This window comes from Variovorax paradoxus EPS (assembly GCF_000184745.1).
In the GTDB taxonomy this organism is placed as follows: Bacteria; Pseudomonadota; Gammaproteobacteria; order Burkholderiales; family Burkholderiaceae_C; genus Variovorax; species Variovorax paradoxus_C.
The window spans coordinates 3371818-3387892 of record NC_014931.1 but is presented as its reverse complement, the minus strand read 5'-3'; the positions used below and the strand labels follow the sequence as shown (position 1 = coordinate 3387892).

At 67.3% G+C, this 16075-nt stretch carries 14 protein-coding genes; 10 read left to right on the top strand and 4 right to left on the bottom strand.

Annotated elements, in window-relative coordinates; all coding sequences use genetic code 11:
• Positions 1–25 precede the first annotated feature (25 nt).
• A complete protein-coding gene (locus tag VARPA_RS15710) occupies positions 26–952 on the bottom strand; it encodes a LysR family transcriptional regulator (RefSeq protein ID WP_013541565.1) in 927 nt (308 codons plus the stop codon).
• Between the two features lie 121 nt (positions 953–1073).
• On the opposite strand from VARPA_RS15710, the gene VARPA_RS15705 reads away from it, so the two are divergent.
• Positions 1074–1931, top strand: coding sequence for an NmrA family NAD(P)-binding protein (locus VARPA_RS15705; RefSeq protein WP_013541564.1), 858 nt, complete (start codon positions 1074–1076; stop codon positions 1929–1931).
• Here VARPA_RS15705 and VARPA_RS15700 read toward each other — a convergent pair.
• Positions 1909–2811 carry a LysR substrate-binding domain-containing protein gene (locus VARPA_RS15700; RefSeq protein WP_013541563.1) on the bottom strand — a complete coding sequence of 301 codons (903 nt, stop codon included), beginning with the start codon at positions 2809–2811 and terminating at the stop codon, positions 1909–1911. The genes VARPA_RS15705 and VARPA_RS15700 overlap by 23 nt on opposite strands.
• A 78-nt stretch (positions 2812–2889) precedes the next feature.
• Between VARPA_RS15700 and VARPA_RS15695 the strand changes: the two genes are divergently transcribed.
• The 6 genes from VARPA_RS15695 to VARPA_RS15670 all read left to right on the top strand — a co-directional run bounded on the left by VARPA_RS15695 (position 2890) and on the right by VARPA_RS15670 (position 8870).
• Positions 2890–4071: an MFS transporter gene (locus tag VARPA_RS15695; protein ID WP_013541562.1), complete on the top strand. Its 1182-nt coding sequence runs from the start codon at positions 2890–2892 to the stop codon at positions 4069–4071.
• Entirely contained in the window at positions 4068–4688 is a 621-nt protein-coding gene (locus tag VARPA_RS15690) for a pyridoxamine 5'-phosphate oxidase family protein (protein ID WP_013541561.1), read from the top strand. Before VARPA_RS15695 ends, VARPA_RS15690 begins: the two co-directional genes overlap by 4 nt.
• A gap of 146 nt (positions 4689–4834) precedes the next feature.
• Positions 4835–5509 carry a DUF3348 domain-containing protein gene (locus VARPA_RS15685; RefSeq protein ID WP_013541560.1) on the top strand — a complete coding sequence of 225 codons (675 nt, stop codon included), beginning with the start codon at positions 4835–4837 and terminating at the stop codon, positions 5507–5509.
• Positions 5510–5519: 10 nt separating this feature from the next.
• On the top strand, positions 5520–7619 hold the full coding sequence (locus tag VARPA_RS15680; RefSeq protein WP_013541559.1) for a DUF802 domain-containing protein: 2100 nt from the start codon (positions 5520–5522) through the stop codon (positions 7617–7619).
• Positions 7619–8266: an OmpA family protein gene (locus tag VARPA_RS15675; RefSeq protein WP_013541558.1), complete on the top strand. Its 648-nt coding sequence runs from the start codon at positions 7619–7621 to the stop codon at positions 8264–8266. The genes VARPA_RS15680 and VARPA_RS15675 overlap by 1 nt, the downstream gene beginning before the upstream one ends.
• Entirely contained in the window at positions 8259–8870 is a 612-nt protein-coding gene (locus VARPA_RS15670; RefSeq protein WP_013541557.1) for a DUF2894 domain-containing protein, read from the top strand. Before VARPA_RS15675 ends, VARPA_RS15670 begins: the two co-directional genes overlap by 8 nt.
• Positions 8871–8879: 9 nt before the next feature.
• On the opposite strand, the gene VARPA_RS15665 is transcribed toward VARPA_RS15670, so the two are convergent.
• Positions 8880–10175 carry an MFS transporter gene (locus VARPA_RS15665; protein WP_013541556.1) on the bottom strand — a complete coding sequence of 432 codons (1296 nt, stop codon included), beginning with the start codon at positions 10173–10175 and terminating at the stop codon, positions 8880–8882.
• Positions 10176–10254: 79 nt separating this feature from the next.
• Positions 10255–12132, bottom strand: a complete 1878-nt coding sequence (locus VARPA_RS15660) for a M48 family metallopeptidase (RefSeq protein ID WP_013541555.1) — start codon at positions 12130–12132, stop codon at positions 10255–10257.
• 282 nt (positions 12133–12414) lie between these two features.
• On the opposite strand from VARPA_RS15660, the gene VARPA_RS15655 reads away from it, so the two are divergent.
• The 3 genes from VARPA_RS15655 (at position 12415) to VARPA_RS15645 (ending at position 16067) form a co-directional block, all read left to right on the top strand.
• Positions 12415–13272: a CmcJ/NvfI family oxidoreductase gene (locus VARPA_RS15655; protein WP_013541554.1), complete on the top strand. Its 858-nt coding sequence runs from the start codon at positions 12415–12417 to the stop codon at positions 13270–13272.
• Positions 13273–13404: 132 nt separating this feature from the next.
• Positions 13405–14619 (top strand): multidrug effflux MFS transporter, encoded by a 1215-nt coding sequence (locus VARPA_RS15650; protein ID WP_013541553.1) that lies wholly within the window; start codon positions 13405–13407, stop codon positions 14617–14619.
• Between the two features lie 92 nt (positions 14620–14711).
• Complete coding sequence (locus VARPA_RS15645; protein ID WP_416367510.1) at positions 14712–16067, top strand: MFS transporter; 1356 nt, start codon at positions 14712–14714, stop codon at positions 16065–16067.
• Positions 16068–16075 lie beyond the last annotated feature (8 nt).

The following is a 16075-nucleotide window of genomic DNA, read 5'->3' as shown; positions in this document are numbered from 1 at the left end:
GTTTACGGACCTGCGAGCAGCCGTCTCATCGACGCGGTCCGGGCTTCGCCTCGGGAGCAATCGCCGCCATCACGAAATCGATGAATGCCCGCACCTTCGCCGCCGGGAGGTGGCGCGACGGATACAGCGCATAGAGCGGAAAGCGCTCGTCGGGCCAGTCGGGAAACAGGTCGACGAACTCGCCGCTGTCGAGGTGCTGCTGGATGCCCACCGCCTTGATCTGCGCAACGCCGACGCCCGCGAGCGCGGTGGCGAGGATGGTGCCCGCATCGGTCAGCAGCAGCCGGCCGGTGGTGGGCACCTTGACGAGCTTGCGGCCGCGCTGGAACTCCCATGTGTAGGGCTGCCCCGTGACCGGATTGCGCACCTGCAGGCAGGCGTGGTTCACGAGATCCGCGGGCTTCGCGGGGCGCCCATGGCGCTTCAGGTAGGCAGGCGTCGCCACGGTCACGATGCGCGTGTCCATGAGCTTGCGTGCGACCAGCGACGAGGAGGGCGGCTCGCCGAAGCGCACCGCGATGTCGAAGCCTTCGGCCACCAAATCTCCGAGCTGGTCGCGCGCGACGAGGTCGAGCGACAGCTCGGGGTACTGGTCGAGAAAGCGCGGGAGGTGCGGCGCGAGCAGGAGGCGCGATGTGAAGGCGTCGGTGTTGACGCGCAGGCGCCCGCGCACCGCGCCGGACGCGCCCGCGGCGATGGTCACCGCGTCCTCGATGCCCAGCACCAGCGGATTGACGTTGGCATAGAGCAGCCGGCCTTCGTCCGTGAGGTTGAGCGAGCGCGTCGTGCGGTCGAACAGGCGCACGCCGATGCGCGCCTCCAGCCGTGCGATGGCGCGGCTGACGCCCGAGGGTGTGAGGCCGAGCGCATTGGCCGCGCTCGCGAAGCTGCCGCCTTCGACGACAGCGGCGAGCACGCCCACGTTGGAGAGGAGTCGTCCGTCGAGTGCCATGTTCTGTATTCGTGATCGGGTGTCATGAATGATATGCCTCTGGGTCGCTTTACTCAAAGACGCCGGATTCCTACATTCCTTCCATCGCAATCGATTCACTGGAAGAAAGAAGGAAAGTCTCATGTACGCAATCACCGGTATCACAGGCAATGTCGGCGGCGCCGTCGCGCGCACCTTGCTGGCCGAGGGCCATTCCGTTCGCGCGGTGGTGCGCGATGCAGCCAAGGGCCAGGTCTGGTCCGACCTGGGCTGCGAAGTCGCCATCGCCGAGATGGAAGATGCGGCGGCGTTGGCGCGCGCCTTCACGGGCGCCCGGGGTGTCTTCGTCCTGCCGCCACCGAACTTCGATCCCACGCCCGGGTTCCCGGAAGCGAAGGCCGTCATCGATGCGGTGAGCCGCGCGCTTGTCGCAGCGCGGCCGGCCCGCGTGGTCTGCCTCTCGACCGTTGGCGCACAGGCCACGCAATCGAACCTGCTGAGCCAGCGCACCCTGATGGAAGAGGCGCTGTCGGCGCTGCCGTTGCCCATCGCGTTCCTGCGGCCCGCATGGTTCCTCGACAACCTCGCCTGGGACATTGCAGGGGCGCGCGAGCAGGGCGTTTTCGCGAGCTTCCTGCAGCCGCTCGACAGGCCGATCCCGATGGTCGCCGCAGCCGACGTCGGGCGCGTCGCGGCCGAATTGCTGATGCAGGAGAGCCCAGTCGAACGCATCGTCGAACTCGAAGGTCCGGAGCGGGTGAGCCCGAACGCGATCGCCGCGGCGCTCTCGACGGTGCTGGGTCGCCCGGTTCAGGCCGAGGCGGTGCCGCGCGAGACCTGGGGTTCGCTGTTTCTCTCGCAGGGAATGAAGGACCCGATGCCGCGGATCCAGATGCTCGACGGTTTCAACGAGGGGTGGATCACCTTCGAGGGCGGCGATGCGACAGTGCGCAAGAGCAAGGTCGGTCTCATCGAGGTCATCCGCTCATTAGCGAACTGAGCGGCGGCAGCATCTCCTCGAACCACGCGGCCACGTGCCGGGCTTCCGGCGCGGCGTCGGAAGCAAGGCCGTAGTAGTAGCGGTCGAGCGCCATGCGCAGCGCGGGCAGCGGCGATTGCAGGCGCCCCGAAGCTAGGTCGTGTGACACGAGCGAGGTCGGCGCGAGGGCGATGCCGAGCCCGTCGACCGCAGCCTGCAGCACGAAATGCAGGTGGTCGAACTGCAGGCGGCCGGCAGGCTTCGTGCGCGGCGCGCCGACTTGCTTCTTCCAGGCGTCCCAGTCGTCCTTGCGCGTCTTGGCCGAGAGCTGCACGTGCGACGCGAGCGCACGCAGGTCGGCCAGCGGATGCGCCTTGAACAGGGCAGGCGCGCCGACCACCAGCACTTCGTCTTCGAGAAAGGGATGCACCCGGGCGGACGAGGGCCAGCCCTCGTGGCCGCGACGCACCGCGATGTCGAAGGTGCCGGTGGCCTGCTCTGGCATCACAGTGCTGGTGACGACCTGCGGTTCGATGTCTGGGTGGCGTTCGACGAATAGCGGCAGCCGCGGAATCAGCCAGCGGACCGCGAATGACGGCCGCACGTTGATCCGCACCGCGCGGGCCGGGCCCTGTGCCTGCAGCACTTGGGCGGCCGCGTTGATCTGCGCCAGCGCCGGTCCGGCTTCCGCGAAGAACTGCTGGCCTTCCGTTGTCAATGCCACCTGCCGGATGCGGCGCTCGAACAGTGCGACGCCCAGGCATTCTTCAAGGCTCTTGATCTGCCGGCTCACCGCGCTGTGCGTGACATGAAGCTCCTCGGCCGCGCGCGTGAAACTCTGGTGCCGGGCTGCGGCGACAAAGGCGCGCACGGCGTTGAGGGGCGGTTCTCGAAGCGGCATGCGTGTAATTTTCTCACGCATGAGGGGCGTTAATCTCGTTTGTCAGCCCGCCTTGGCGCGGCGCACGATGCGGTCTCGATGCCTTCCACGCCCCTCGCACCAGCCCCCGCAGCGCCCAGCGCCACCGACCTGAATTCCCGCCACGCAGCCATCGCGCTCGGGCTTTCGCTGCCGGCCGACGTCGTTCTCTACCTCTTGCTGCCGATGTACGCCGACCAGTTCGGCGTGACGTTGGCCGAAGCCGGCATGCTGCTCGCCGCCAACCGGCTGGTACGCATCGCCGGGTACCGGTGGGTGGCGCGCTTCTATGCGCGCAACGGCGACCGGCCGACCTGCACCATCGCCGTCGTGGCCGCCGCCGTCTGTGGTGTGGGCTACGCGACGCTCTCGGGCTTCTGGGCGCTGCTGCCGCTGCGGCTGATGTGGGGGTTGTGCTTCGCGGCGCTCAACCTGTCCACCCAGGCGCTGGCCACGGCCGACCCGGTCGGTGCCGCGCGCCGCAATGGCCGCTCGCGCGCGTTCATCGCGATGGGGCCGGTGCTGGCGCTGCCGCTGGGCGCGTTGATGGCGCACTGGGTCGGGCCGCGCGCGATTTTCGGCATCCTCGCGGTGTTCTCGCTGCTGGCGGTGTTCGCGGCCCGGCGGCTGCCCTCGGCGCCGCATCGCACGGAAAAACCCACGCGGCGCTTCCAGTGGCCGAACAGCCTCGATGGCTGGTCGTTCATGGAAGGGCTGGCGCTCGACGGGCTCTTCATCGTCGGTCTGTCCTATCTCGGCAAGGACCTGCTGCCGGGCGGCGCGGTGATCGTGGCTGGCTTGCTGATGGCGCTGCGCTACTTGGCGGAGATTTTCCTGAGCCCGGTCGGTGGGCACCTGGCGGACCGCTTCGGCGCGGAGCGGCTGCTGGTGAGCCTGTCGCTCGTGACGGCCATCGCGCTCGTGGGCTTCGGCCTCGGATGGCTCTGGAGCTGTGCGGCGTTGATCGTGGTCCTGCGTGCCTTGCAGCTGCCCCTGTTGTCGCCCATCGTGGCGCGCCGCACGCCAGGGCCCGAGCGCGTGCAGGCGCTGGCCGCGCGCTCGGTGTGGCGCGACATCGGCGCCGGCGCCGGACCGCTCATCGCGGGGCTGCTGCTGCCGGTCGCATCGCCGCCGTGGCTCTATGGCAGTGCCGCAGTGCTGCTCGCCATCATGGCGCTGGCCTGCGGGCGAAATCCATCGCCACAATCGTCACCACCTCACACCCCGGAGCGAACGTCATGACCAGGTCCCACGCCATCGAAACCGTCGAGCAGCTCGAAGCGCTGTTCGGCCAGCCCGGCGAGGCCTCGCTGAAGAAGGAAGTGCCATACCTGCACCCGAGCTACCAGGCGCTGATCGCCGCATCGCCCTTCGCGGTGCTCGCCACCATCGGCCCCGGTGGCCTGGACGCATCGCCCCGCGGCGACCCGCCGGGCTTCGTGGTGGTGCAGGACGAGAAGACGCTGCTCTTGCCCGAGCGCCGCGGCAACAACCGCATCGACAGCCTGCGCAACATCGTGGCCGATCCGCGCGTGGCCTTGCTCTTCCTGATTCCCGGTGTCGGCGAGACGCTGCGGGTGAACGGACGCGCGCGCATCACCGTCGCACCCGACGTCCTGGCACGCTTCGAGATGGAAGGCAAGCTGCCGCAGTGCGTGATCGAGGTGCTGGTGGAGACGGTGTATTTCCAGTGCGCCCGCGCGATCCAGCGCTCGAAGCTCTGGGCACCGGTGGCGGAGGATGCGATGCGCGAAGTGCCGACGGCCGGAGCCATCCTCTCGGCGCTGACGAATGCCGCGTTCGATGGGGCGGCCTACGACCGGGAGTTGCCTGCACGGCAGCAGGCCACGTTGTACTGAGCACTGGATCGGGGCGGCATCCGGCCCGTCAATGGCCGTTTTTGCGCGCTACAAGATGTCACGCAAAAGGCGCTTTGGCCACGGCGCGACCGGCCGGTCAGCAGGGGACGGCAGTGTAGACTGCCAAGTTTTTCCAAGTGGCGGTAATGGTGCAAGTGTCAAGGCGCACAGGCTTCACCGGCTCGGCGCTGATTCGCTTGCTCGCTCGATTGACCGACATCGAAGTCCCCGAGCCCAAACAGGCTTTTGCGGATCGATTGAGTCAATGGCTCGGCTGGACCGATGCCATTTCCCTTTCTGCAGCGTTGAACGGCGGCCTGGCTGCGTCGTCTTCTGGCGCGCGTGCGGCTGGCAACCCCGAAGCACGCGAATGCGAGCGGGTGCGGACCGCGATCGCCAACGCCATCGCGGAAGACATGCACAGCATCGCCAGGGACAACACGACCGACTTCGCGGCCTATCGCCGGCGCTACCACGCCAGGCAGCAGGCCATGCAGACGAGCATCGGCCCCTTGCGCGGCCGCCTGCGTTCGACGCTGGCGACGCGCTCGCCCGACATGGCGCGATTGGCGGCGGTGGATGTGGTGATGGAGCAGGTGTTGAGCGCGCAGGAGCATCGGCTGCTGGGGAGCATCCCGGCGATGCTCGAGAAGCATTTCAAGCGCCTCGGCCAAGCCGATGCCAACCTCGCCGACAGCGACGCCGAGCCCGGCGCATGGCTGCCCGTGTTCCGCAAGGACATGCACGACGTGCTGCTTGCCGAGATGGAAATCCGATTTCAACCCGTCGAAGGGCTGCTCGAAGCCGTTCGCGCGAGCTAACCAGAGTTTCATGACCCAACTTCTTCATCGCATCGTCTTCGTCGTCGGCTTGGCCGCGGTCTGCTGGGTCGGCATCGGCTACATCGGCTCGAACCCGCTGGCGCTGGCGATCACCGTGCTCATCGGTGCGTTCTATGTGGTCGGCGCGCTGGAGCTGCACCGCTTCGGGCAGGCGACCACAACGTTGACCACCGCCGTTGCAGACATGACCGGCCCGCCGGCCGGCCTGGGCGAATGGCTCGACAAGCTGCATCCGTCGCTGCGCAACGCGGTGCGCCTGCGCATCGAGGGCGAGCGCGTCGGCTTGCCCGGCCCGAGTCTCACGCCGTATCTCGCGGGCTTGCTCGTTCTGCTGGGCATGCTCGGCACCTTCCTCGGCATGGTGGTCACGCTGAACGGCACGGGCACGGCGCTGGAGAACGCATCGGACCTGCAGGCCATGCGCGCCTCGCTGGCCGCGCCGGTCAAAGGGTTGGGCGTGGCCTTCGGCACCTCGCTCGCGGGCGTGGCCACATCGGCGACGCTGGGCCTTCTGTCGGCCCTGAGCCGGCGCGACAGGATGCAGGCCGGGCAACTGCTCGACACGCGGATCGCCACCACCTTGCGCGTCTTCTCGCAGGCGCATCAGCGCGAGGAGTCCTTCAAGCTTCTGCAGCGGCAGGGCGAGGCGATGCCTGTACTGGTCGACCGCCTGCAATCGATGATGGCGACGATGGAGCGCCAGAGCCAGGCATTGAACGAGCGCCTGATCTCCAGCCAGGACAGCTTCCATGGCAAGGCCGAGGCCGTGTACGCGGGGCTGGCTTCTTCCGTCGGCCAGTCGCTGAAAGAAGGCCTGGCCGACAGCGCCCGCATCGCCGGCGCGACGATCCAGCCGGTCGTCGAAGCCACCATGGCCGGCATCGCACGCGAAACGGCCGCGCTGCACGCCACGGTCGAGCAGGGCGTGCAGCGGCAACTGGACGGCCTCTCCACCCGTTTCGAGGCCAATACGACCACCGTGGCGGACATCTGGAAGACCGCGCTCGCCGGTCAGCAACGCGCGAGCGAGGCGCAAGCCAAGGACCTGCGCGCCACGCTCGACCAGTTCACGCAGACCTTCGAGCAACGCTCGGCTTCGCTGGTGGACGGCGTTTCCGCCCGCCTCGAAACCACGGTCGAGCGCGTGTCCGACAACTGGCGCAGCGCACTCACGCAGCACGAGCGCGCGAGCGAAACCCTCTCGGGCGACACGCAACGCGCATTGGCCGCCGCCGCCGCCACTTTCGAACAGCACTCGGCTTCGTTGCTGAACACGGTGGGCCAGGCGCACACCGACCTGCAGGCCGAGATGGCATCGCGCGACCAGCAGCGGCTGGCATCCTGGACCCAGGCGCTCGAAGCGATGGCCGTGTCGCTCCAGCAGGAATGGCAGCAAGCCGGCGCGCGCAGCGAGACCCAGCAGCAGGAAATCTGCAAGACGCTGGCACAGACCGCCAGCGACATCTCCGCCCAGAGCGAAGCGCATGCGAAGAGCACCATCGCCGAAATCGGCCAGCTCATGCAGGCCGCCTCCGAGGCGCCACGGGCTGCTGCCGAAGTGATCGCAGAACTGCGCCAGAAGCTCTCCGACAGCATGGCGCGCGACAACGCGATGCTCGACGAGCGCAGCCGCATCCTCGGCACGCTGGAAACGCTGCTCGATGCGGTGAACCACGCCTCCACCGAACAGCGCAGCGCCATCGACGCGCTCGTGGCCACATCGGCTGACCTGCTCGACCGCGTCGGCACGCGCTTCACCGACAAGGTCGACACCGAAACCGGGAAGATGGCCGACGTGGCCGCGCAGATCACCGGCAGCGCCGTCGAAGTCGCGAGCCTGGGCGAGGCCTTCGGCTTCGCGGTGAAGCTTTTCACCGAATCGAACGACAAGATGAGCGCGCACCTGCAGCGTATCGAAGGTGCCCTGGGCAAATCGATCGCGCGCAGTGACGAGCAACTGGCGTACTACGTGGCGCAAGCTCGCGAGGTCATCGATCTCAGCATCTCGTCGCAGAAGCAGATCGTCGAAGACCTGCAGCAGCTCGCTGCGAAACGCGATCACCGCGCAGTAGCCGGCAGCGAAGCGTGATGACCGAGGACATCGACGCCGGCACCGAGGCATCGGTCCCGGTATGGGCCGTCTTCGGCGACCTGATGTCGGGTTTGCTGGGTGCCTTCGTGCTGATCCTGGTGTGCGTGATCGGCATGCAGCTCGAACTCGCGACCAAGCTCGAAGCCGAGGTGAAGCAGCGTAAGGTCGAGGCCGAGCGATTGCAGACGCTCGAGCAGGCCCTTGCGGGGCCGCTGGCCGCGGGCCGCGTGACGCTGGACAACGGGCGCATCGGCATCAGCGGCAGCGTGCTGTTCGCGTTGAACTCCGCGGAGCTGCAGCCCGAAGGCCGGCAACTGCTCAAGAGCCTGGCCGCGCCGCTCGCCGCTTACCTGCAGGCGCGCAACGAGATGCTGATGGTGAGCGGCTTCACCGACGACCGGCAGGTGCGCGGCGGCAACAAGCAGTTTGCGGACAACTGGGAGCTCTCGGCCCAGCGCGCGTTGACGGTGACACGGGCGCTGATCGAGGAGGGCATTCCGTCGTCATCCGTCTTCGCGGCCGCGTTCGGCGCCGAACAGGCTGTGGCGTCGAACGCCGATGCCGATGGGCGTTCGAAGAACCGGCGCGTGGAAATGGCGCCCACGCCGAAGCGTTCGGACGTGAAGACGAAGCCTCGTGAGTAGCAGCGACGAAGCCGGCGGAATCGACGCAACGCTCGACGCATGGCGCGAGCACGGGGCGCATCGCCTCGACCCGGTCCGTTTTCATTTCATCGAGACGCTGGCCAGGCGGGCCGCTGAATACAGCGGCGAAGCCCGGCGCATCCTGGACGTAAGGGTGTCCACGCTGCTTGCGGCCTATGGCGAAGATCTCGAGAAAGCTTCGGGCGCCGAAATTGCCGCAGCTGCAAGACAAGCTTCACGCGGCCCGCTCGCGGAACTGACGGACCACCTCGCGCAACACGGATCGTCCGAGCGGATGGACCCGGCAACCAACGAACTGAAGGTCCTCCCGTTCTTCCGGAGCACCTGGTCGAAGCTCAGCGCCGAACGGCGGCTGACGCAGTCGCTGGCGAAGCTGCCGCAGAACGCCGGCCCGCTGAATTCGCACAACCTCGTGCACCAATCGCTCACGCTGATGCGCGAGTTGTCGCCCGAGTACCTCAACAAGTTCGTGTCGTATGTCGATGCGTTGCTGTGGGTCGATCAGGCGAATGCGCCGGCGAGCAACGATGCTGCGCCGCGCGCCGAGGGCGGCAAGAAGACGGCGCGCAGCAAGTCCGCCTGACGACTCGACTCAGGCCTGCCCAGACGCCGCCTGCTCCGCCCGCGCGTCGTGCCCGATGACCAGCACCAGCACGAACCCCAGCGCCGCGAGCAGCGCCAGGAAAAGCACGGCGTAGAAATCGTTCCCCATGCGGTCCTTCAGCGCGCCGAAGATCGTCGGGCCGATGTAGCCGCCGAGGTTGCCGATGGAGTTGATCCACGCGATGCCGGCCGCGGCCGCGGTGCCGCTCAGGATGGCGGTGGGCAGCGTCCAGAACATCGGCAGCGCGCTGAAGATGCCGAAGGCGGCGAGCGTCACGGCCGCCATCTTGGGGATGGGCGCGCTGGTTTCCGCGGCCGCGACGAGGCCGACGAAGATGCAGGCCAGCGGGATCAACAGGAACCACTTGCGCTCCTTCTTCGCATCGGACGCACGGGTCCAGAACACCATGGCGATGGCGCCGATCAGGTAAGGGAAGGCGTTGATGAAACCAATCTCCACGTTGCCCAGCCCGCCGAAGCCCTTGATGATCTGCGGCAGGAAAAAGCTCAAGCCATATAGCGGCACGGTGATGCCCATGTAGACGAAACCCAGGCCGATCACGCGCGGATTCAGCAGCGCCTGCTTCCATGAAATGGTGTGCAGCGCTTCGCGGTTGCGGCGCTCGCCGTCGAGCGTGTGCTGCAGCCAGTCGCGCTCTTCATTCGAGAGCCACTTCGCATCCTTCGGCCCATCGGGCAGGTAGAACAGGATGAAGAAGGTCAGGATCAGCGAGGGAATCGCCTCCAGGATGAAGAGCCACTGCCAGCCGTGCATGCCCCCGATGCCGTCCATGTTGAGGATGTAGCCCGAGATGGGCGAGCCGATCACCGTGGAGATCGGAATCGCGAACATGAACCAGCCCACGATGCGCGCGCGGTACGCCGCCGGAAACCAGAGCGTGATGTAGAAGATGACGCCCGGAAAGAAACCGGCCTCGGCAATGCCGAGCAAGAAGCGCACGACGTTGAAGCTGGTCGAGCCGCCCACCCAGGCCTGCGCCGCGGAAAGAATGCCCCAGCTGAACATGATGCGGGCGATCCAGCGGCGCGCGCCGAAGCGCTCCAGCGCCATGTTGCTCGGCACCTCGAACAGGAAATACGCGAGGAAGAAGATGCCGGCCGCGCTGCCGAAAACGGCGGCGGTGAAGCCCAGGTCTTTCGACATCGCGGACCCGGCAAAGCCGAGGTTCACGCGATCGAGGTAGGCGATGAAGTAGCTGATCATCAGAAGCGGCAAGAGCCGCCAGCTGATCTTCGAGATGGTTCTCTGTTCGACGGGGTTCACGGTGTGTTCGTCTCCTGTTATGTGAAGGTTTTTGTGGAGCCTGTCCGGTGACTGGTAAGGAAAAAAAAGAAAAGGATGCTCAGGACGCGGGGTCGTTTTCTCCTTCCTTTTCTTCTTTCTGCTGCGCCCTCATGACCTGGTGGCGTTGCCAGTAGTGGCCGACGGCGCCCCTGAAATTGTCTTTCTGCTTGCCGAGGCCGGCCACCTTGACCTTGGTGGTGCGCGCGCCCAGCATGGCCTTGTCGTGGTGCATGACGATCAGCGTGTCGCCGAAGCTGCCGTCCTTGTAGGTGAGGCCCTTCACCTCGTCCCATGCGATGGTCGAGCCGCCGTCCGCGCTCGGATGCAGGCCGGCGTAGTCGACGACGATGCGCTCGTTGTTCTTCAGCGCGAATTCGAGCGGCGGAAAGTGCCGCAGCACCACGATGCGCTCTTCCTCCGTGGCGGGCTCGTAGCGGTAGGCGAGGGCCAGTTCGTGGTTCTGCACGAAGCGCTGCTCGTACTCGCTCCACAGGCGCTGCTCGATGGCTGGCGCCGTCTCGATCTCGTCGGCCCAGGTGGCCTCGGGCGCGGTCGCGACGATGGCGCCGTACACGCTCTCGGGCACATGGTGATCGACGTTGCGCATGCGTTCGAGCAGCGGCGGATGGCTGTCGTAGGGATGGGGCACGTCGGCGGTCTTCATCGTTTCGATGAACGCCTCGGAACTCGCATAGGGCGGCAGCCCATCGGCCACGAAGCGGGCGATGCCCAGCGCGCCGTCGTGCTGCCGGTTCTGCGCGAAGAGCTTCTGCTCGACGTCGTTGCGGTAGCTCGCGTAGGCCGAGATCTTGATCAGCGACTGCACGATGGCACTCGGTGCCGTGAGACTTGCCGACACGCGGTCGGCCTTGTACTCGCGCTCGCGGCTGTCGCGTGCCAAGGCGAACTCGAAGATCATGCGATAGAGGCGCAGCAGGTAATGCGCCACGATGGTGAGGCCGCCGCTGCGCATCTTCCAGGTGTACTGGTCGAACTGCCGCAGCTTCGGGCCGAGCGCCGCGCTGCTGCGGGTGTCGCCGCCGCCCAGGTGGGCCAGCTCGTGGGCCAGCACCGCATCGGCTTCGGACTGGTCGAGCACGCGCAGGAGCGGAAGGCTCACGAACAGCGTGCGGCCGTTCAAGGCACGGCCGCTGACTTCGATGGGCGCTTCTGTGACGAAGAAGTTGGTGTCGATGCCGGCCACGATCTGGTCGGGAGGCGCCGTCTTCACGCGGCCCGCGAGCTGGCGGATGCGCTCCCACAGGCGCGGCGCATCGGCCTCCGCGATGAGTTCGCCGTCGATCGCGTTGACCGAAGGCAGCTTCTTGAAGAGCGTGTACACCGCATAGAACACGGCCGCCGCGGCCGCGATGCCCGCAATGGCGATCAGCTTGACGTAATAGCTGTGCCAGAAGAAGGCGGTGAGCCAGAACGAGAGCCACACCAGCATCGCGCTCTGCAGCACGACTTCGATGGCGCTCGATACCGTCATGAGCCGCCAGCCCGCGACGAAGCTCGCGTAGCGCAGGCCCCGATTCGCGAAGGCCAGCGCGCCGAGCACGAGCGCCGCAGCGAGCAGCGCCGCGCCCAGGGCCAGCGTCCAGAGCGCGGCGCGGTCGGCCCAGTGGAACTGCCACTGCATCGAGTAGGGGCTGCACACCTTGTCGTGAAAGTTCTTGTCTTCCGGTGCGGTCGCGTCGCAGGCCTTGGAGAGCGGGTGGCTGCGGTAGAACGCGGTGGCCTCCGCCTTGTCGGCGGCGTTGAGGCGGGCATCGGTGTTGATGCGGTTCTCGATCGACTGCAGGAACTCGGCGTCCTGCGAGCGCAGTGCGTATTCGGTGAAGACCAGCGTCGCCGCCGGGATGGCGAAGAGCGACACGAGGGTCAGAAGAAACACGCGAAGCAGATCGGCGTGGATCGTTCGGGCGAAGGCCATGGATAACTCCTCCAGGAAAGCAAATTGCTGTGAGTTGTTGTGGAAGCGGTCCGGGAAGCCGATAGGGTAGCCGCCGTTTGCGTAACGGCGAAATTCCGGGATGCGTCAAGCGCGCGCGTGTGCCAACCAGCCAACGAATATGGTTATCGCCTTTGCATCGTTCCGCGCCGCCGGGCGCGGGTATAGCCTTCATCGACGAACTGCCGGCGATCTCTCGCCATGAGTGGGGGGCGGAGACGCAACCGCAGCCCTTTTCAAGAACGTTTTCTGGAGTCATGCCGCATGGGCACTGGATCGAATGGCCAACTGGTGGCCTCCACGCTTTCCTCGGTGGAAGCGGAGCTCAACTACCTGAAGACGGGGCAGGGCAGGCCGGTGAGCTACACCTTCGAGCCGCCGCCCGGCGTGCCGTGGGTGACGGGGGAATTGGAGCCGCGCCGCGTTGCCATTCGCGATGGTCGTCCGCTCGTGGCGCTGCACGAACTCTCGCTCGACCGCAGCGGCTTCACGCAGATCTCGCACCGCAGCGTGGTGGCCGACTTCTCGCATGACGCGACCATCCGCGACATCTACTACCGCGAAGCCGAGGCGCTGCTGCGCGATGTGACCGGCGCCGAGAAGATCGTCGTCTTCGACCACACGCTGCGCGACAGCGCGCAGGGCTCGCGCCGCACGGCCGAGTTGCGCGAGCCGGTGCGGCGGGTGCACAACGACCAGACCTTCGTCTCCGCGCCGCGCCGCGTGCGCGCCCACCTGCCGCCCGACGAAGCGGAAGAGCGCCTGAAGCACCGTTTCGCCATCATCAACCTGTGGCGCCCGCTGGCCACGGTGGAGCGCCTGCCGCTCGCTGTGTGCGACGCGCGCTCCATCGCACGCGAGGACATGGTGCCGAGCGACCTGGTCTACCCCGACAGGGTGGGCGAGACCTACTCCTTCACCTGGAACCCCAGGCATCAGTGGTACTGGTTCCCGCGGCTGCGGCCCGACGAGGCGCTGCTCCTGAAGATCTACGACTCGCGTGAGGACGGCACCGCGCGCTTCACCGCGCACACCGCGTTCGAAGACCCGACCGGCGCGCCCGAAGCACCTGCGCGGCGCAGCATCGAACTGCGCGCGCTGGTGTTCTGGCCGGCCGCCTGAATACCAAGTTCGTACGCCGCACCGGCCGCGGCTTGCCAGCCGATTCTTTGTACTGAATTAGCGCCGGCGCGCGGCCACGGGCGCTCGACCCCACGCCTGCGCCGATCGCCTCGCTTGGCGACAATCGGGGCAATGCGTTCTTCCCCTTTCTTCAAGATGGCCCTGCTGCTGGGCCTGCTCTCGGCCATCGGGCCCTTCGCCATCGACATGTACCTGCCCGCTCTGCCCGCCATCGGGCAGAGCCTGCGCGCCGACATCGGCGCGGTGCAGATGAGCCTCACGGCGTTCTTTCTTTCGCTCGGCGCGGGTCAACTGCTCTACGGACCGATCTCCGACATGGGGGGGCGCAAGCCGCCGCTGTATGCGGGTCTCGTGCTCTTTGCCTTGGCCAGCGTGGGCTGTGCATTGGCCACCGACATCCAGACGCTGATCGCGCTGCGCTTCATCCAGGGCCTGGGCGCCGCAGCCGGCATGGCGATTCCGCGCGCCGTCGTGCGCGACCTGCACACCGGCACCGACGCGGCGCGGCTGATGTCGCTCCTGATGCTGGTGTTCAGCGTGTCGCCGATCCTCGCACCGCTCGCGGGCAGCGCGGTGATTGCCGTGGCGGGCTGGCGCGGCGTGTTCTGGGCGGTGACCATCGCTGCCGTGGCGGGCCTCGCAATGATGGTCAAGCTGCTCGATGAAACCCGGCCGGCGTCGGAGCGCGTCGAGAGCAGCCTGGGCAGCGCGCTCTCGGCCTACTGGCTGCTGCTGCGCGACTGGCACTACCTCGGGCTGGTGTTCATCGGCAGCTTCGCGATGGCGGGCTTCTTCACTTACCTGGCCAATTCGTCGTTCGTGATGATCGACCACTACGGCCTCTCGCCCGCGCTGTACAGCGTGGCCTTCGGCGTGAACGCGGCCGCCTTCATCGGCGCCTCGCAGTTCACCGGTTCGCTCGGCGAGCGCTACGGCCTGGTCAACCTCGTGAAGTTCGGCGTGGTGTGCTGCGGCGCGGCGATGGTCGCGATGTTCATCTACTTCGCGATGGGCGGCGACAGCATCTGGGTGCTCATCGTCCTGTACTTCATCGCCTCGGGCTTCATGGGCCTGGTGATTCCGACCACCGGCGTGCTCGCACTCGAAATGCACGGCGCCATCGCGGGCACCGCATCGGCGCTGCTCGGCACGCTGCAGATGCTGACGGGCGCGCTGGCGATGGCGCTGGTGGGCCTCTTCACAGATGGCCGGCCGTTGCCGATGGTGGCGGGCATGGCCGCAGGCGCGCTGATCGCACTGGTGCTGACCTGGCTCACGCTGGGCGGCGTGCGCTCGGAACCCACACGAAGGACGCAGGAAGCGTGAGCTCGATACATCCAGGCGCCGCACTGGCAAGCGCCGAAGCAAACACCCTGAAGCCCATCGACGGCCTCGCTTCGCCCGAGCGCGGCTGGGCCATGCTGGTCATCATCCTCGGGCTGATCGTGGCGGTGCTCGACGGCACCATCGTCAACCTCGCTTTGCCGGGCATCGCGCGCGAATTGCAGGCCAGCCCGTCGCAGGCGATCTGGGTGGTCAATGCGTACCAGATCGCCACGCTGGTCATGCTGCTGCCGCTGGCCTCACTCGGCGACCTCGTGGGCTACCGGCGCGTGTACCTCGTGGGCATGGCGGTGTTCGCGCTGTCGTCGCTGGCGGCGACCTTCGCCAATTCGCTCGGCACGCTGATCGCGGCGCGCGCCTTCCAGGGGCTGGGCGCGGCGGGGATCATGAGCGTCAACGCGGCGCTGGTGCGGCTGGTGTATCCGTCGTCGCAACTGGGCAAGGGCATGGCGATCAACTCGCTGGTGGTCGCCACGTCGTCCGTGGCCGGGCCGTCGGTGGCGGCGGCGATTCTCTCGGTAGCTTCGTGGCCCTGGCTCTTCGCGATCAACGTGCCGCTGGGCATCGTGACCTTCGCGTTGGGCATGAAGGCGCTGCCGTTCAACCGCGTGGCACCAGCCGCCGGGCTGCGGTTCTCGCCCGTCGACGTGACGCTCAACGTGCTGATGTTCTCGCTGGTGTTCCTGGGCGTGGACCGGCTGGGCGTGCGCGAAGGCGGGGTGGAGGGCGGCGGATCGCACTGGTCGGCCTGGGCGATCCTGCTGGCGGGGCTGGCGGTGGGCTTCGTGTACCTCCGGCGCCAGCGCACGCAGGCGGTGCCGCTTTTTCCCATCGACCTGCTGCGCATTCCGGTGTTCGCGCTGTCCATGGGCACTTCGGTGGCCGCGTTCTGCGCGCAGATGCTGGCTTACATCGCGCTGCCGTTCCTGCTGCTGGACGTGTACGGCCGCAGCCACATCGAGGCGGGCTTGCTCATCACCGCGTGGCCGCTGGCCATCGTGGTGATGGCGCCCATCGCGGGGAAACTGATCGGCAAATATCCGGATGGGCTGCTCGGCGGCATCGGCCTCGGCCTTTTGGCCGCGGGCCTCGCGCTGCTGGCAGCGCTGCCGGCGCATCCGGGCAATGCCGACATCGCCTGGCGCATGGCGCTGTGCGGGCTGGGCTTCGGGCTCTTCCAGTCGCCCAACAACCACACCATCGTCAGCTCTCCGCCCGCGCACCGAAGCGGTGCGGCCAGCGGCATGCTGGGCACGGCGCGGCTCACGGGCCAAACCCTCGGCGCGGTGGTGCTGGCAGGGGTTTTCAGCGTCTGGAGCCCGCACGGCGGGCACGGCCCGGTGGTGGCGCTGGTGCTGGCCGCCTGCTGTGCGGCGGTGGCGGCGGTTTTCAGCAGCCTGCGGTTGAAGACGACAAAGCCGCAGCACTGAATAGGGTA

Bases quoted from the DNA above. Each gene is read 5' to 3' on its own strand.
- VARPA_RS15655 (WP_013541554.1), top strand. From the start codon at position 12,415: ATGGGCACTGGATCGAATGGCCAACTGGTGGCCTCCACGCTTTCCTCG.
- VARPA_RS15675 (WP_013541558.1), top strand. From the start codon at position 7,619: ATGACCGAGGACATCGACGCCGGCACCGAGGCATCGGTCCCGGTATGG.
- VARPA_RS15705 (WP_013541564.1), top strand. From the start codon at position 1,074: ATGTACGCAATCACCGGTATCACAGGCAATGTCGGCGGCGCCGTCGCG.
- VARPA_RS15660 (WP_013541555.1), bottom strand. From the start codon at position 12,132: ATGGCCTTCGCCCGAACGATCCACGCCGATCTGCTTCGCGTGTTTCTT.
- VARPA_RS15680 (WP_013541559.1), top strand. From the start codon at position 5,520: ATGACCCAACTTCTTCATCGCATCGTCTTCGTCGTCGGCTTGGCCGCG.
- VARPA_RS15700 (WP_013541563.1), bottom strand. From the start codon at position 2,811: ATGCCGCTTCGAGAACCGCCCCTCAACGCCGTGCGCGCCTTTGTCGCC.
- VARPA_RS15710 (WP_013541565.1), bottom strand. From the start codon at position 952: ATGGCACTCGACGGACGACTCCTCTCCAACGTGGGCGTGCTCGCCGCT.
- VARPA_RS15695 (WP_013541562.1), top strand. From the start codon at position 2,890: ATGCCTTCCACGCCCCTCGCACCAGCCCCCGCAGCGCCCAGCGCCACC.
- VARPA_RS15650 (WP_013541553.1), top strand. From the start codon at position 13,405: ATGCGTTCTTCCCCTTTCTTCAAGATGGCCCTGCTGCTGGGCCTGCTC.
- VARPA_RS15690 (WP_013541561.1), top strand. From the start codon at position 4,068: ATGACCAGGTCCCACGCCATCGAAACCGTCGAGCAGCTCGAAGCGCTG.
- VARPA_RS15685 (WP_013541560.1), top strand. From the start codon at position 4,835: ATGGTGCAAGTGTCAAGGCGCACAGGCTTCACCGGCTCGGCGCTGATT.
- VARPA_RS15645 (WP_416367510.1), top strand. From the start codon at position 14,712: ATGCTGGTCATCATCCTCGGGCTGATCGTGGCGGTGCTCGACGGCACC.